The 15,419-nt window shown below is 71.0% G+C and carries 10 protein-coding genes; 4 read left to right on the top strand and 6 right to left on the bottom strand.

Going from position 1 to position 15,419, the window contains the following annotated elements:
- The 5 genes from P3T41_RS24005 to P3T41_RS23985 form a co-directional block, all read right to left on the bottom strand.
- Positions 1 to 1,448, bottom strand: a 1,448-nt coding sequence (locus P3T41_RS24005) for a condensation domain-containing protein (RefSeq protein ID WP_280692144.1), incomplete at its 3' end; no start/stop codon positions are given.
- Between the two features lie 96 nt (positions 1,449 to 1,544).
- On the bottom strand, positions 1,545 to 8,363 hold the full coding sequence (locus P3T41_RS24000) for a non-ribosomal peptide synthetase (RefSeq protein WP_280692143.1): 6,819 nt from the start codon (positions 8,361 to 8,363) through the stop codon (positions 1,545 to 1,547).
- Between the two features lie 252 nt (positions 8,364 to 8,615).
- The gene (locus P3T41_RS23995) at positions 8,616 to 9,809 is read right to left on the bottom strand and encodes an FAD-dependent monooxygenase (protein WP_280692141.1); all 1,194 of its coding nucleotides are present in this window, start codon (positions 9,807 to 9,809) and stop codon (positions 8,616 to 8,618) included.
- Between the two features lie 172 nt (positions 9,810 to 9,981).
- Positions 9,982 to 10,938: an alpha/beta hydrolase gene (locus tag P3T41_RS23990; protein WP_280692139.1), complete on the bottom strand. Its 957-nt coding sequence runs from the start codon at positions 10,936 to 10,938 to the stop codon at positions 9,982 to 9,984.
- A 59-nt stretch (positions 10,939 to 10,997) separates the two neighbouring features.
- A complete protein-coding gene (locus P3T41_RS23985; protein WP_280692137.1) occupies positions 10,998 to 11,879 on the bottom strand; it encodes an SDR family oxidoreductase in 882 nt (293 codons plus the stop codon).
- 84 nt (positions 11,880 to 11,963) lie between these two features.
- Here P3T41_RS23985 and P3T41_RS23980 point away from each other — a divergent pair, with 84 nt between their 5' ends.
- Positions 11,964 to 12,545, top strand: a complete 582-nt coding sequence (locus tag P3T41_RS23980; protein ID WP_280692135.1) for a helix-turn-helix domain-containing protein — start codon at positions 11,964 to 11,966, stop codon at positions 12,543 to 12,545.
- On the opposite strand, the gene P3T41_RS23975 is transcribed toward P3T41_RS23980, so the two are convergent.
- The gene (locus P3T41_RS23975; protein ID WP_280692133.1) at positions 12,538 to 13,071 is read right to left on the bottom strand and encodes a GNAT family N-acetyltransferase; all 534 of its coding nucleotides are present in this window, start codon (positions 13,069 to 13,071) and stop codon (positions 12,538 to 12,540) included. The genes P3T41_RS23980 and P3T41_RS23975 overlap by 8 nt on opposite strands.
- Before the next feature lie 220 nt (positions 13,072 to 13,291).
- On the opposite strand from P3T41_RS23975, the gene P3T41_RS23970 reads away from it, so the two are divergent.
- The 3 genes from P3T41_RS23970 to P3T41_RS23960 are packed head-to-tail and all read left to right on the top strand — an operon-like array spanning position 13,292 to position 14,943.
- The gene (locus tag P3T41_RS23970; protein WP_280692132.1) at positions 13,292 to 13,603 is read left to right on the top strand and encodes a hypothetical protein; all 312 of its coding nucleotides are present in this window, start codon (positions 13,292 to 13,294) and stop codon (positions 13,601 to 13,603) included.
- Positions 13,524 to 14,057 carry a DUF6879 family protein gene (locus P3T41_RS23965; protein WP_280692130.1) on the top strand — a complete coding sequence of 178 codons (534 nt, stop codon included), beginning with the start codon at positions 13,524 to 13,526 and terminating at the stop codon, positions 14,055 to 14,057. The genes P3T41_RS23970 and P3T41_RS23965 overlap by 80 nt, the downstream gene beginning before the upstream one ends.
- 37 nt (positions 14,058 to 14,094) lie before the next feature.
- Positions 14,095 to 14,943, top strand: a complete 849-nt coding sequence (locus P3T41_RS23960) for a helix-turn-helix transcriptional regulator (protein ID WP_280692129.1) — start codon at positions 14,095 to 14,097, stop codon at positions 14,941 to 14,943.
- The last annotated feature ends 476 nt before the right edge of the window (positions 14,944 to 15,419 follow it).

Raw genomic sequence — 15,419 nt, 5'->3', positions numbered from 1 at the left:
GTCAGCATCTCCAACTCGCTCAACCGCGCCTCCGGCCGTGCGGCCACCCCGGCGAGAAGCGTCTGGAAGTGCCCCACCAGCCGCTCCATCGTGGCTGGTTCGAAGAGATCGGTCCGGTATTCCAGAGCCGCCAGCAGGCCGTCGCCGCTCTCCACCAGGTTGAGCGTCAGGTCGAACTTCGCGATACCCCGCTTGAGCTCCACGGGTTCCACTCGCGTGCCGGCGAGCCCCCAACCCCCGTCCCCGGACTCGCCGCTGCTCTCCGGTGCCTGCAGCACGAGCATCGTCTGGAAGAGCGGGTTGCGCGACAGGTCGCGCTCGGGCGCCAGTTCCTCCACCAGCCGCTCGAACGGCAGGTCCTGGTGGTCGTACGCGCCCAGCGCCGCCTCCTTGACCCGCGCCAGCAGCTCGCCGAAGGTCGGGTCTCCGGCGAGATCGGTGCGCAGCACCAGCGTGTTGACGAAGAACCCGATCACGTCCTCGATCTCGGCCCGGTTGCGGCCGGCGATCGGGGTGCCCACCGCGATGTCCTGCTGTCCGCTGTACTTGGACAGCAGCAGCTGGAACACCCCCAGCAGGACCATGAACAGACTCGCGCCCTCACTTGCCGCCGCGCTCTTCAGCCGCTCGGTCACCTCGGCCGGAACGCTGAACAGCACCGAGTCCCCGCTGCCGCCGTGCCGCGCGGGCCGGCGGTGGTCGGTGGGCAGTTCCAGCGGCTCGATTCCGGCCAACTGTTCCCGCCAGTAGCCCAGCTGGCGCTCCAGGGTGGTGCCGGTCAGCCGCTGGCGCTGCCAGAGCGCGAAGTCGGCGTACTGCACGGCGGGCTCCGGCAGTTCGGCCGCCTGCCCGGTCAGCGCTGCCGCGTAGAGCGCCCGCAGCTCGCGGGCGAGGATGCCCTGTGACCAGCCGTCCGAGGCGATGTGGTGCACGGTCAGCAGCAGGTACTGCTCGTCCTCCGTCATCCGCACCAGGTCCGCCCGCAGGGGCCGCCCCGCCGTCAGCTCGAACGGCAGGCTCGCCGCATTGCGCAGCAGCTCCCGCGCCGTAGCCTGACGGTCGGTCAATTCACCGTCTGTCCGCAGGTCGTGGACGGTCACGGATACCGGCCACGGCGCCTCGACCAGCTGGGCGGGCTGGCCCGTGTCGTCGGCGACGAACCGGGTTCGCAGCACCTCGTGCCGCGTGACCAGCCCTGACAGGGCGGCCTCCAGCGCGTCCAGGTCGAGCGTCCCGGTGATCCGCAACGCGCACGGCATCAGGTACTCGGCGCCGCCGGGCTCCAACTGGTCGAGGAACCAGAGTCGTTGCTGGGCGAAGGAGAGTGGCAGCGGGCCGCTGATGTCCCGGCGGGCGATGCGGTCGGCGGTCGCCCGCCGGCGGATCCTGGAGAGCAGGCGGGACTCGACGGACGTGACGCTGGAATTTGGATCGGGAATCTCGTTCATGATGGTTCGTTTCCTCACTGTCCACGTGATGCGGACGGACGGTTTCCCAGAAAGAGCCGTTCTTCCGTGCCGAGCCGGTCTGAACCAGCTGTCGGGTCAGGCGGGTTCACCGATCTCATCGCCTTCACCGAGTTCATCGAGTGCTCCGAGCAGTTCGACGAGCTGGCTCTTGATCCCGACGACGGTGGGCACCAGGAAGAGCTTCCGCAGGCTCACACGGACACCGGTCAATGCTTCGATCCGGTTGACGAGTTGGGTGGCGAGCAGCGAGTGGCCGCCGAGTTCGAAGAAGTTGTCGTGAATGCCGACCCGGTCGAGGTTGAGCACGTCGCCCATGACCTCCGCGAGCGCGACCTCGATCTCGTCGCTCGGGGCCACGAAGTCGGTGCCGTGGTCCGTCCAGGCGCCGTCGGGCGCGGGCAGCACCTTGTGGTCGACCTTGCCGTTGGCGGAGAGCGGCAGTTCGTCCAGCACCACGAAGCCGCTGGGCACCATCGTTCGGGGCAGCACCTCGCCGGCCCAGGCCCGCAGGCCGGCCAGGTCGATCCGCTGCTCGGGCGCCGCGACGCAGTACGCGACCAGTTGCTTCTGACCGGGGGTGTCCTCGCGCACGATCACCGCGCAGCTGCCGACCGGCTCGTGCCCGAGCAGCATGGCCTCGATCTCGCCGAGTTCGATCCGCACCCCGCGCAGCTTCACCTGGCGGTCGACCCGGCCGAGCAGGTCGAGTTCACCGCTCGCGGTGAAGCGTCCCAGGTCCCCGGTCCGGTACATCCGAGGGGGCCGGTCACCCTCGACAGCCGCCGCGAACGGGTCCGGCAGGAAGCGTTCCGCCGTCAGCTCGGGCCGGCTGTGGTAGCCGCGCCCGACGCTGGCCCCGCCCAGGTAGACCTCGCCCAGCACGCCCGAGGGCACCGGGCGCTGGGCCGGGTCCAGCACGTAGACGGTCTGGTTGGTCATCGGCCGCCCGGCCAGCACCGGGCCGCCGGGCGCGGAGCGGTCGGCCCGCCAGAAGGTGCTGTCGACCGAGACCTCGGTGGCGCCGTAGAGGTTGATCAGGTCGCCGGGGAACCGGTCGAGGAACCGGCTGACCAGGGCCGGCTGCAGCGGCTCGCCACTGGCGAAGGCGTACCGCAGGTGGGTGCAGTCATCGGGGCGGGCCTCGGTGACGAACAGGTCGAGCAGGCTGGGCACGAAGTGCAGCCCGACGATCCGGTGATCACGCATCAGGCGCGTCACCCTGGTCATGTCGAGCCGATCCGAACCAGGCACCAGGACCACGTTCGCCCCGCGCCAGAGCGGCCAGAAGATCTCGTAAGCGGAGACGTCGAAGGAGAGCGGTGTGGCCTGCAGGAAGCCCTCGCCGGCCGCGATCGGGAACTCGTTCTGCATGCCCGCCAGGTAGTTGACCACCCCGCCGTGCTCGATCCGGACACCCTTGGGCCGGCCGGTGGAGCCGCTGGTGTAGATCAGGTAGCAGAGGTCGTCGGGGCCGGCCAGCGGCGTCGGGTTGCCGGTCGGCTGTCCGGCCAGGGCGGCGCGGTCGGCGTCCAGGGCCAGGCGCGGGGTCGTGGGGGGCAGCCGGTCGCTGAGCGTCGTGTGGGTGATGACCAGCGGTGTCGCGGTGTCCTCGACCAGGTAGGCGAGCCGCTCGGCTGGGTGCTCGGGGTCGAGCGGGAGGTAGGCGGCGCCGGCCTTGAGGATGCCGAGCAGCGCGCAGATCAGGTCCGGGCCGCGCTCCAGGCAGACGCCGACCGGGGTGTCGGGGGTCAGGTCCAGGCCGCGCAGGTGGTGGGCGAGCCGGTTGGCCCGCTCGTTGAGCTGACGGTACGTCAGAGTCTCCTCGCCGCAGGTCACGGCGGTGGCGTCCGGGTCGCACGCGACCCGTTCCTCGAAGAGCGAGTGGAGGGTCGCGGTGTCGGGGTAGGCGGTGGCGGTGTCGTTCCAGTCGACCAGGATCCGCCGCCGCTCCGCCGCCCCGAGCAACTCCAGTTCGGACAGCCTGGTCTGCGGCCGGGCGGTCGCGGCGGTCAGCAGGTGCTGGAAGTGCTCGGCCAGCCGGTGCATGGTGGGTGCCTCGAACAGGTCCGTGCTGTAGACGATCGCACCCTCCAGGCCGCCGTCCGCCGTCTCGCTGAGGTACATGGCCAGGTCGAACTTGGCGTCCTTCGCGGTGAGCGGGATCGGCGCCACGGTCAGCCCGGGCAACTGCCAGGTGTCGAAGTCGGGGACGTTCTGCAGCACGAACAGGGTCTGGAAGAGCGGGTTGCGCGACAGGTCGCGCTGTGGCGCCAGCTCCTCGACCAGCCGTTCGAAGGGCAGGTCCTGGTGCTCGTAGGCGCCGAGCGCCGTCTCCTTCACCCGGTCGAGCAACTCCGCGAAGGTCGGGTCGCCGGACAGGTCGGTGCGCAGGACCAGGGTGTTGACGAAGAACCCGATCATCTCCTCGACCTCGGCCCGGTTGCGGCCGGCGATCGGGGTGCCGACGGTGATGTCCTGCTGGCCGCTGTACCTGGCGAGCAGGAGCTGGAAGGCCGCCAGCAGGGTCATGAACAGGCTCGCGCCGTGCCCGGCCGCCGTGGTCCTCAGCCGCTCGCTCAGCTCGGCCGGGACGGCGAAGGCGATGGTGGCGCCCTCGCCGGTGCGCTGGGCGGGGCGGCGGTGGTCGGTGGGCAGCTCCAGTGGCTCAATGTCAGCCAACCGTCCGCGCCAGTAGGCCAGTTGCCGCTCCAGCGTGTCGCCGGTCAGCCACTCGCGCTGCCAGACGGCGTAGTCCGCGTACTGCACCGGCAGCGCGGGCAGTTCGGCCGCGCGCTGCTGCTGGGCGGCCGCGTACAGCTCGGTCAGTTCACGGGAGAGGACGGTCACCGACCAGCCGTCGAAGGCGATGTGATGGACCGTCACCACCAGGATCGACTCCTGCTCGGCCAACCGGATCAGCAGCGTCCGCATCACCGGACCGGTGCTGAGCTCGATCGGCCGGCAGGCTTCGGCTTCCACCAACCGCCTGGCCGCCGCCTCGCGCTCGGCCGCGTCGGGCAGCCGCCGCAGGTCATGGTCGGCCAGCAGCGGTTCGGCCAGCAGCGGTTCGGCCGGCAGCGGTTCGGCCGGCGGGTCGATCAGCTGAGCAGGTCCCTCGGCGCCGGTGGTGAACCGGGTGCGGAGCACCTCGTGCCGGGCCACCAGCCCGTGCAGCGCGGCCCGCAGCGCGTCGGTGTCCAGCGGCCCGGTGATCCGCAGCGCGAACGGGATCAGGTACTCGGCCCGCGCGGGGTCGAGCTGGTCCAGGAACCAGAGCCGCTGCTGGGCGAAGCTCAGCGGCAGCGGGCCCCGGTCGCGCGCGGCGGGGGTGATCCGGCTCGTCTCGGCGCTCTCCAGCTCCTCGATCACGGCGGCGAGTTGGGCGGACGTCGGCGCGGTGAACAGGGCCCGGACCGGCAGCTCGACGCCGAGCGTCCTGCGCAGCCGGCTGGTGACCTGGGTGGCGAGCAGCGAGTGCCCGCCGAGGTGGAAGAAGTTGTCGTGGACGCCGATGGTGTCGATGCCCAGTACCTCGGACCAGCTCGCGGCGACCGCCTGCTCGACGGGCGTGCGCGGGGCCGTGTAGGCGGCGTCCAGCTCGGGCCGGTGGCCGTCCGGCGCGGGCAGCGCGCGGCGGTCGAGCTTGCCGTTCGGGTTGAGCGGGAAGCGGTCGAGGGTGACGAAGGCGGCCGGGACCATGTGGTCCGGCAACCGCTGCTGGAGGTGGGCGCGCAGCTCGCCGGTGGTCGGCGTGGTCGGTGTCGTCGGCGCGCTCGGCGCGCTCGGCGTGGTCGGCGTGGTCGGCGTGGCCGCCGGGGTGACCAGGTAGGCGACCAGGCGGCGCTCCCCGGGGGTGTCCTCGCGCAGCACGACGACGGCCGCCGCCACCTGCGGGTGGTCGGCCAGCGCCGCCTCGATCTCGCCGAGCTCGATCCGGTAGCCGCGCAGCTTGACCTGGTTGTCGGCCCGCCCGACGAACTCCAGCTGCCCGTCCGGGTGCCACTTCGCCAGGTCGCCGGTCCGGTAGACCCGGCGGGCGACGCCGTCGACGCGGTACTCGGCGAACTTCTCGGCCGTCAGCTCCGGGTGGTTCTGGTAGCCGCGGGCCAGGCCCGGGCAGCTGATCAGGATCTCGCCCGGAACCCCGACCGGGACCAGCCGGCCGTCCCGGTCCACCAGGAAGACCTCGGTGTTCGCCACCGGTCGTCCGACCGGGACGAACCGGCCCGGTCCCTCGATCAGGGCGGTGGCCGCCTCCTGTGCTCCCTCGCTGGGGCCGTACCCGTTCACCAGCGGGACCGCGCAGCGCTCGAACCACTGCCGGACCTGCTCCTGCCGCAGGGCCTCACCGCCGAGCCGGACCAGCCGCAGCGCCGGAGAGAGCGACTGGGGTCCGTCGAGCTGGGCGGTCAGCGCGGCGAAGGCCGTCGGGGTCAACCAGGCGACGGTCACCTCGGCGGCACGGATCAGCTCCGCCAGCCCGGCCGGGTCCCACTCGGCGTCACGCAGCGCCACCGAGGCACCGCAGCTGAGCGGCGCGAAGAGCTGGCCGACCGAGGAGTCGAAGGCGATCGAGGCGAACTGCAGTACCCGGTCGTCGGGGGTGAGCCCGAGCTGCCGGACGGTCTCGCGCATCCGGGCCCGCAGCGCGCCGTGCTCGATCTGCACGCCCTTGGGCCGGCCGGTCGAGCCGCTGGTGTAGATGAAGTAGGCGAGGTCGCCCGGGCCGGCCAGCGGTTCCGGGTTGCCGGTGTCGCCGGTCGGCCAGTCCTGGTCGATCAGCAACTGCGGGACCGAGGACGGGAAGTGGCGGCTGTGTGCGCGCTCGGTGACGATCAGCGGCGCCCCGCTGTCGGTGACCATGTGACCGAGCCGCTCGGCGGGGTACTCGGGGTCGAGCGGGAGGTAGGCGGCGCCGGCCTTGAGGATGCCGAGCAGCGCGCAGATCAGGTCCGGGCCGCGCTCCAGGCAGACGCCGACCGGGGAGCCGGGAGTCAGGCCCAGGCCGCGCAGGTGGTGGGCGAGCCGGTTGGCCCGCTCATTGAGCTGACGGTACGTCAACTCTCCCGTGCTGGTGTGGACCGCGACGGCATCGGGGCGCAGTTCGACCTGTCGCTCGAAGAGCTGATGGATCGTCACGTCATCCGGGCCGTCGGTCTTCGGACCGTTCCAGTCGATCAGCAGTTGCCGGCGCTCGGCCGCGGTGAGCAGCTCCAGTTCGGACAGCCGGCGGTCCGGGGCGGCGGTGGCGGCTGCCAGCAGGGCCTGGAAGTGGCCCACCATGCGCTGCATGGTCGGTGCCTCGAACAGGTCCGTGGTGTAGACGACCATCCCGTCGAGGCTGCCGTCGGGCGCCTCGGTCAGATACCAGCTGAAGTCGAACTTAGCGTCCTGGGCCTCCAGTTCCATCGGCTCGACGCCCAGCCCGGCCAGCTTCCAGCTGCGCGTGTCGGGGACGTTCTGCAGCAGGAACATGGTCTGGAAGAGCGGGTTGCGGCTCAGGTCCCGCTCGGGGGCGAGCTCCTCGACGATCCGCTCGAACGGGAGGTCCTGGTGGTCGTAGGCACCGAGCGCGGTCTCCTTGACCCGCTCGACCAGCTGCCGGAAGCTCGGGTCACCGGACAGGTCGGTGCGCAGCACCAGGGTGTTGATGAAGAACCCGATCATCTCCTCGATCTCGGCCCGGTTGCGGCCGGCGATCGGGGTGCCCACCGCGATGTCCTGCTGGCCGCTGTACTTGGCGAGCAGCAGCTGGAATGCCGCCAGCAAGGTCATGAAGAGGCTCGCGCCGGTCTCGGCGGCCAGTGTGCGCGCCTGCTCGACCAGCTCGGCCGGGACGGTGAAGGTGAGCTCGGCGCCGTCGCCGCTGCGCCGGGCCGGGCGGCGGTGATCGGTGGGCAGCTCCAGCGGCTCGATGCCGGCCAGCCGGTCGCGCCAGTAGCCGAGTTGGCGCTCCAGCGTGTCACCGCTCAGCCACCGCCGCTGCCAGAGGGCGAAGTCGGCGTACTGCAGAGCCGGCGCGGGCAGCGCGGCGACCGGGTCCCGGCCGGCCGCCGCTGCCGCGTACAGCGCGGTGAGCTCGCGCGAGAGGATCCCGGTGCTCCAGCCGTCGAAGACGATGTGATGCACCGTCACCGCGAGCAGGTGATCCTCGTCGGCCACCCGCACCAGCACCGCCCGCAGCAGCGGCCCGCGCGCCAGATCGACCGGCTGGAAGGCCTCGCCGTCCACGATCCGCCGGGCGCTCTCCTCCCGGGCGCCGTGGTCCGTGAGATGCCGGAGATCGTGCACGCTCATCGTCACCGGGCCTGGCGGGTCGATGAGTTGCGCGGGCTGCCCGTCCTGGTCGGCGACGAACCGGGTGCGCAACACCTCGTGCCGCGCCACCAGCCCGCTCAACGCCGCCTGCAGTGCGGCGGTGTCGAGCACCCCCGTGATCCGCAGCCCGATCGGGATCAGGTATTCGGCGCGCCCGGGCTCGAGCTGGTCCAGGAACCAGAGCCGCTGCTGAGCGAAGCTCATCGGCAGCGGGCCACCGTCCCGGACAGCGGCGGGAATGGCGGGCTCCTCGGGGCCGCTCGCCTCGAGTTCGAGTTCGGTGCCCTCCTCGAACATCCGCATCGCCTGCAGCATCGCCTGCTCGGCGAGGTGGGAGGAGATCGAACTCACCGTCAGCGGACCGGTGATCGCGTCGGCCCGGAAGGCGGTGCCGAATTCGCCCGCGACCCGCTCCGCCATCGCCGCGGCAGCGGCGTGGTCGCCGCCGAGCTCGAAGAATTCACGGTCGCCGTCGGTCACCTCGACCCCGAGCAGTGCCTGCCAGATCCCGGCAATGCGCAGCTGGGCCGGGGACAGCTCGTCGCGCCTCGGTTCCGCCGTCGGATTCGTCGTCATGAGTCCACCAGATCCTCGTCATCGACCAGCTCCGGTTGAGCCGTTGGCCGATATCGAGGCTGGCAGAGGGGGCCTGACGGGATAACTGGGCACTTTCACCCGGCGGTGGGCGGGGTACTTCTGACCAACGGGAGCTCGGCTCGGTCAGGCTCACGCGGTCCTGACCGGCGCGCACCCCGATGGCGCACCCCGACGGCGTACCCCGATGGCGGCGCCGACGGCGGGCGCCGGGGTGCGCGGCCGGGTGACCGCTCAGGCCTCGGGGCCGTCCTCGGGGAGCGGGGTGCGCCAGTCGAGCAGGCGCAGCAGGCCGTCGTCCACCCGGGGCGCGGGGTGGGCGGAGTCGCGCGGCGCTGCGGTCGTGGTGGTGCGACTGGCGGTGAGTTTGGCGCTCGTCTCCATGTTCTGCTCCGCCCGGGGGCGGCGGAGCCGCTCGTAGCGCTCCAGGGCCGCCGGCCTGGCGTCGGCGTCGGGCAACGCGTCGCGCAGGGCCTTGGCGAGCACCACAGCGTCCTCGAGCGCCATCGAGGCGCCCTGGCCGGTGGCGGGTGATGCCGCGTGGGCGGCGTCGCCGACCAGCACCGTGCGCTTGCCGCGCCAGTTGCCGCCGGCGGGCAGGTGCTGGGCGTTGGTCACCATGAGCCGGTCGGTGGTGGCGGCGACGATGTCCGCGGTCGGCGTGCGGTCGGGCCGTAGCAGCGGCAGCAACTGCTCGCGCCACTGCGCCGGCCCCGTGCCGGCCAGCTCCGCCGCGCTCGCGGGCGGCCCCGGCACCCGGGCGAACCAGTACGCCTCGCCCGCAGGGGAGTAGGCGTAGCCGAAGGCGGCACCGCTGCCGCGCACCATGGTGATCCGGTCCGCGCACTCCTCGGACGGGGTCGGCGCGGCGGCGGTGTAACCGTAGAAGACGCGCTGGCCCGCGTACTCCGGTCGGGGCGCGCCCGGGTCGAGCTGTCCGCGCACCGCGGAGTTGAGCCCGTCGGCCCCCACCGCCAGCTCCGCAGTGGCCGAACTGCCGTCTGCGAAGGTCGCGGTGGCGCCGCTGGGGCCCTCGGTCAGCCCGACGAGCCGGGCCCCGTGCCGGATCGGGATCCCCCGGTCACGGACCAGCCGCCGCAAGCACTCGGCGAGCTCGGCCCGGCGCAGACAGCGGTAGCTGGTCAGCACCTGATCGTGCTCCCCGAGCGGCACGTCGGCGAGCTGCGCCCCCGCCTCGTCCAGGACGCGCATCGTGGCGAGCGGAAAGCCGAGCTCGGCCACCGCGGCCGCGGCATCCAACTCGGCGAGCGCCCGCATCCCGTTGCTCGCCAGACTGAGGAACGCGCCACCGTCCGCACCACTGTCCGGATGCGCCTCATGGACGGTGACGTCGAACCCCGCCTTGTGCAGCCCCAGCGCCGCCGCGGTGCCGGCGATGCCCCCGCCGATGACCATGATCTCCGCCAACTCGACCCCTCCGGCTCCGCCCCGGCCGCTGCGGACGGGAACTGACGATGTCTCAGCTTGACCTTAGGGCGCCGATCGAGCCCTGATCAATGGGCGGTCCGGGTGTGAGGTCGTTGATCCGGATCAGCAAGGCGCGCAACTCGATCCGCGCCCTGGGGCGCGGATCGGGTCGTCAGATGTCGAGTGTGCGGCTCCACTCGCGCAGGGTCCGGCTGTAGAGCTGTGGATCGCTGCCGTGCATGACGTGGCCGGCCTTCGGGAACGTCTTGTAGTCGAACCGCTGGCCGGCGCCGGTGATCAGCTCGCGTACGTGCCGGACCTGCAAGTCCGAGATGGCGCCTTGGAGTCGGCCCGACTCCTCGTCGACGTGGTGGAAGTGGTGGGTGAAGAGCACCGGGACCTTCACCGCCGCGAGCATCCGGGCGTGGTCGACCGAGGCGCTGGCCGAGCCGCTGGCGAAGGCGCGGGCCCACTCGGGGTCGTACTCCTTGAACGTCTGGGGTGGTTCGTCCCCGCCCAGGAAGTCGCCCATCGCCGCCAGGCCTCGCGCGAGTGCCGGCGGCAGGTCGGTGGCCATGGCTCGTTTCAGGCCTGACCAGTCGCCGACCGACCACTGATCGCCGAGGTACTTGTTCATCAGCTCGAACCAGGGGCCGATGACCTGGTTCATGCCCTGGCCGTAGGCGGGCTGGATCTCCGAGGAGAACAGCGGCGGGTCCTCGTAGTACGCGCCGCGCAGCATGCCGGGCGACGCGTAGGCGGAGAGCCATGCGGCGATGACGCCGCCGGAGGACAGACCGCAGGCGATGACCGGGCGTCCGATCCGTCCGGAGACGAAGCGGACCAGGTCGTTGCCCATGTTGTCGAGGGTGTAGCGGCCGGGGGTTCGGCTGGAGCGGCCCTGGCCGCGCAGGTCGACGGCGAAGACCTCGAAGTCGTCCTCGAGCAGCGTCATCGCCGCCTCGTAGCCCCACCAGGACTCGCCCTGTGCGGGGATGAGCAGCAGGGCGGGGTTGTCGGGCGATCCGGTCGTGGCGTAGTTGAGGCTGATCTCCCCGGTGTCGAAGGCGTGTTCGGGGTAGTCGTGAGCGACGTAGGTCGCCGCTGGGTCGTGCGGTCCGTAGGTCATGGGAACTTGTTCCTCACAGGGGGAGCAGGAGGTACTCGTCAGGGCCGTCCTGGCGCGTCTCAGGGTTCGATGTTCTCCAGGTCGGCGAGCAGGCTCGGGTGGGTCGGCTGCCAGCCGAGGGCGGCGCGGGTGTGGGCGCTGGACGCGGGCTGGTCAGCCGCGAAGATCGGGCCGAGGGGGCCGAAGTTCTCCTGCGGCACCGACTCGACGGGCAGGCCGAGCCGTCGGCCGATGACCGCGGCGATGTCGCGGACCGCGTCGCCCTCGTCGGCGACGGCGTGCCAGGAGCTTCCGGCGGGCGCCTGCTCCAGGGCGAGCCGGAACAGCACGGCGGCGTCCCGCGCGTGGACGGCCGGCCAGCGCTGCGCGCCGTCCGAGGGGTAGCCGGCGACGCCGCTACGGCGGGCGATGTCGGTGAGCAGCCCGGCGAACCCGCCCCGGCCCTCGTTGTGGACCGTGCGCGGAAGCCGTACCGCCGAGCTGCGCACGCCCTGCGAGGCGAGTTCGAGCGCGCGGGTCACCGACCGGCTGCGGCCGGCGACCGGCCCCTCGGTCGGCAAGGCGTCAGCCTCGGTGGAGGTGCGCCCCGGCAGGAAGGGCGTGCCGGCCACGGTGACGAGCGAGCGGTCCGTGCCGACGAGGGCGTCGCCGAGCGTCGCGAGCGCGGCAGCCTCCTCGGCGATGCCCTGGGCCAGGGCCTCGGGCGAGCTGAAGTCGTTGCTGAAGGCGAGGTGGATGACGCCGTCGGCCCGCTCCGCGCCGGCTCGCAGCACGGCGAGGTCGGCGAGTGCGCCGCTGAGCACCTCGGCGCCGGTGGCCTTGGCGTGCGCCGCGGAGGCCTCGGAGCGGGCGAGGGCGGTGACCGAGTGTCCCGCGGAGAGCAGTTCGGCGACGACGGCCGAGCCGATGAGGCCGGTGCCGCCGGTGATGAAGACGCGCATGACGAGCTCCAAGAAGTGATGCGACTGGTGTCCCATCACCGTACCGCATGATGCGACACGTGTCCCGTCGTCTAGGATGGGGACATGCCTAGATGGAAGCCGGATGCGCGTCAGCGTCTGGTCGTGGCGGCGCTCGGGCTGTTCGCCGAGCAGGGCTACGACGAGACGACGGTCGCGCAGATCGCCGAGCGCGCCGAACTGACGCGCAGCACGTTCTTTCGCCACTTCGCGGACAAGCGCGAGATCCTCACCGCCGGGCAGCAGGCTCTGAGCCGACTGCTGGCAGAAGGCATCGACGCCGCTCCCGACGAGGCGACGCCGATGACGGCCGTCGCGGCCGGCCTGGAGCGCGCGTCGGGGGAGATGACGGCGTTCAACCGCTCGCTCGGTCCGCTGCTGCACGCGGCGATCGAGGCGAACGAGGAGTTGCGCAGTCGCGAGGCGCTGAAGAGCATCGGCATGGCCGCGGCGATGGTCGACGCACTGAAACGGCGCGGCGTTGCGGAACCCACGGCCCAGGTGGCCGCCGAACTGGGCGTGCTCGCGTTCAGGCTGGGATACGCACGGTGGGCGGACCCGGCTCGCGACGACGACCCCGGCGAGCTGGCAGCCCTCACGGGAGCAGCGTTCGACGAACTCCGCGCGGCGGTCGCGGACCTCAGCTAGAGGGCTCGGAGCGCGGGTCGGCACCCGCCATCGCATCGGTCCAGGCGATCCTGTAGTGCTTGAGCCGTTCGTCTGCTGCGACGAGACGCATGCCGACGGCGGTCATGACCTGTTGGGACGCGACATTGTCGTGCGTCGTGTCGCCTTCCACGCAGTTGACGCCGCGTCCGCGCGCGAATGCCAGCAGTGCACGGAGAGCCTCGGAGGCGTATCCCTGGCCTTGCGCTGACGGGATCAGACCGTAGCCGATCCTGACGCTGCCGTTCTCGTCCGCAGGTCCGTGGAAGCCCAGCCCGCCGATGGCTTCCCCGTCTGCGCGGCGACGGATCTCGTAGGCGCCGAACGGCTGGGGATCACCGGTGTTCGCGCAGGTGTTGAGGAATCCCCTGGCCCCGGTCACGACACCCTCGGACGGGTATCCGGGTGCCCACCGGGCACCGTCGTCCGGCTCGCCCGCCACTACCCGCTTCGCCTCGATGACGGTCATCGGATGAAGCGTGAGGCGCGCTGTCACGAGATCGTCCATGACAGGGAGGACTATCACGCGGGATGGCCGGTCCGCACTCGGATTATCCGACCGGGTAGCGGCCTGCCTCCGGTTGGTGATCGGCGATGCGGACGAAGCACGGTGTGGGGTGTGGCTCTGGCCGGGTTCGTGCAATTTCGTGCATGCGGGGTTGTGCTTCTGACTCGTAGTGCTGACGGTGGTGTACGTCCCTGCAACTCCATAGACGTTGGAGATCGTCATGGCACTGGGTTTCGTGGGCGTCGACCCCAACACGGGCGGCGGAGGCTCGCCTACCGTGTGGGTCGAGGACGAGGCGGAGGAGATCATCGTGCAGAGCTGGACGGCCGATGACGCGCTCTGCGAGAAGATCGCAGGGACCGAGTGGGTTCCCGGCCACGCGCTCGGGATTCCCGCTCACGAGTCCGTGATCCGTATCCCGGCCCGCATGGTGCCGATCCTGAAGGAGGCTCTTGAACGTGTCGAACGTGCCCGACTTCACCGCGCTGCTGAGGAGTGCTCAGAGGACCGCAGTTCATCTGGAGATGCGTGACGCCTACGCCGTGGGCGACGAGGCCGAGGAGATCGACCAATTCGCCCGCACCGGCGAGATCGAGCTGGACCCGGAAGCGTCGTGGTGGCCCGAGTGGCTGGGACTCGTCCGCGAGACGGTCGGTCGTGGCGTGGTCATGCGGCGGGCCCGGATCGTGTCCGAGCCGGTGACCGACTACATCCGGTGGGAGCACGCGGTTACCCCGATGAACCTGGCGGCCGGAGAACTGGTTCGGTGGCTGCCGAGGAATCAGGCGTCGGACATCGCGCTGCCGGGGAATGACTTCTGGCTGATCGACGACAAGTTGGTGCTGTTCCACTTCTTCACGGGGTATGGCGACTGGGCCGAGCCTGGGTTCGCCTTCTCCGAGGACCCCGCGACGGTTCGTCTCGTCTCCTCCGCGTTCGAGGCCGTGTGGGAGCGTGGCACCCCGCACGACAAGTACAGCGCCTGACCCGCCCTTACCCTGCGAGCACCGGACCGCCAGACCTATGCCGACGTCTCCGTCATCAAGCGCGCAAGCGGCGCGTCTTGCCCTTGCCAACCGCCTTGTCGATCTCCGCAAGGATGCCGGCCTGACGGGTAAACAGCTAGCAGTCCGGTGCGGGTGGAACCCGTCGAAGGTCTCCCGCATCCAGAGTGCGCGAACTCCTCCATCTGACTCCGACATTCGGGCGTGGTGCACTGCTTGCGCAGCGGCTGACCAGGCGGACGACCTGATCGCCACTTCGAGAGCGGTCGAGTCGATGTACATGGAGTGGCGTCGGGTGCACCGCGCAGGGATGCGTCAGGTGCAGGAGGACTTCTACACGCTCCACGAGCGGGCGCAGTTGTGCCGGACGTATGTCTCCAATGTCGTTCCCGGCTTCCTCCAGACGCCCGAGTACGCGACTGCCCTGATGCGCTCCATCACGGAGTTTCAGGGGACTCCTGATGATGTGGCCGACGCCGTTGCCGCGCGGGTGGCGAGAGGGCGACTCCTGCACGAGGGCAGGCACAGGTTCGCGGTGCTGATGGAGGAATGGGTGCTCCGCTCCCGGATCGGTGACGCGGAGACCATGGCCGGTCAACTCGGTCACCTTCTGGCGGTGATGCCGCTGGCATCACTGTCGCTGGGGGTCATCCCGTCCACGGCACAGCGCGGCATGTGGCCCCTCGAAGCGTTCTACCTTTACGACGATCGGCGTGCTGTCGTGGAGACGCTGACAGCTGAGGTCAACGTCACCCAACCCCGCGAGATCGCTGACTACATCCGGGCGTTCGGCGAGTTGCAGCGCCTCGCGGTCTACGGTGCCCAGGCACGTGCGCTCATCACGTCGGCAATAGCCGCCCTCGGGTGAATCCGTGCAAGGTCGTGCAACTTGCTCGCGGGTTGGTCTGCCCAGTCCCTACCTTCCTGCTGACGGGATTGCGTTGTCCGGCCTGACACGGTCCTGAAGCTCCCGCCCCGATCGGCGCCCCTTCGACAGCACGACCGACCGGAGCGGGCCCGCAACACCGAACGGCCCAACCACCAACAGGTGGTCGGCTCGCCACAGTGTGAGGAGTCATCAGTATGACCGTCCCGACCGAGCGCCCGCCCGGCCCCATGCCGCCGGAGGACATCACCTTCACCGCCACCACCGACTTCGAGTAGGAGGACCACCCCATGCGTATCGAGATCATCGTGTCCAAGCACAAGGGAGCCGAGAAGCCCCCGCCGAAGCACCAGGGCAACCCCGCCCCGGAGCAGCCCGCCCCCGACCCGAAGTAACCGCCTGGCAGACTTGTGGGCTCCTGTCGAGCAACTGGCGGGGGCCCACCCTCCGAGGGAGAG

Source organism: Kitasatospora sp. GAS204B (genome assembly GCF_029892155.1).
Lineage (GTDB): Bacteria > Actinomycetota > Actinomycetes > Streptomycetales > Streptomycetaceae > Kitasatospora.
Note: the sequence above shows the minus strand (reverse complement) of the source record. Positions and strands in the feature narration are given on the sequence as shown.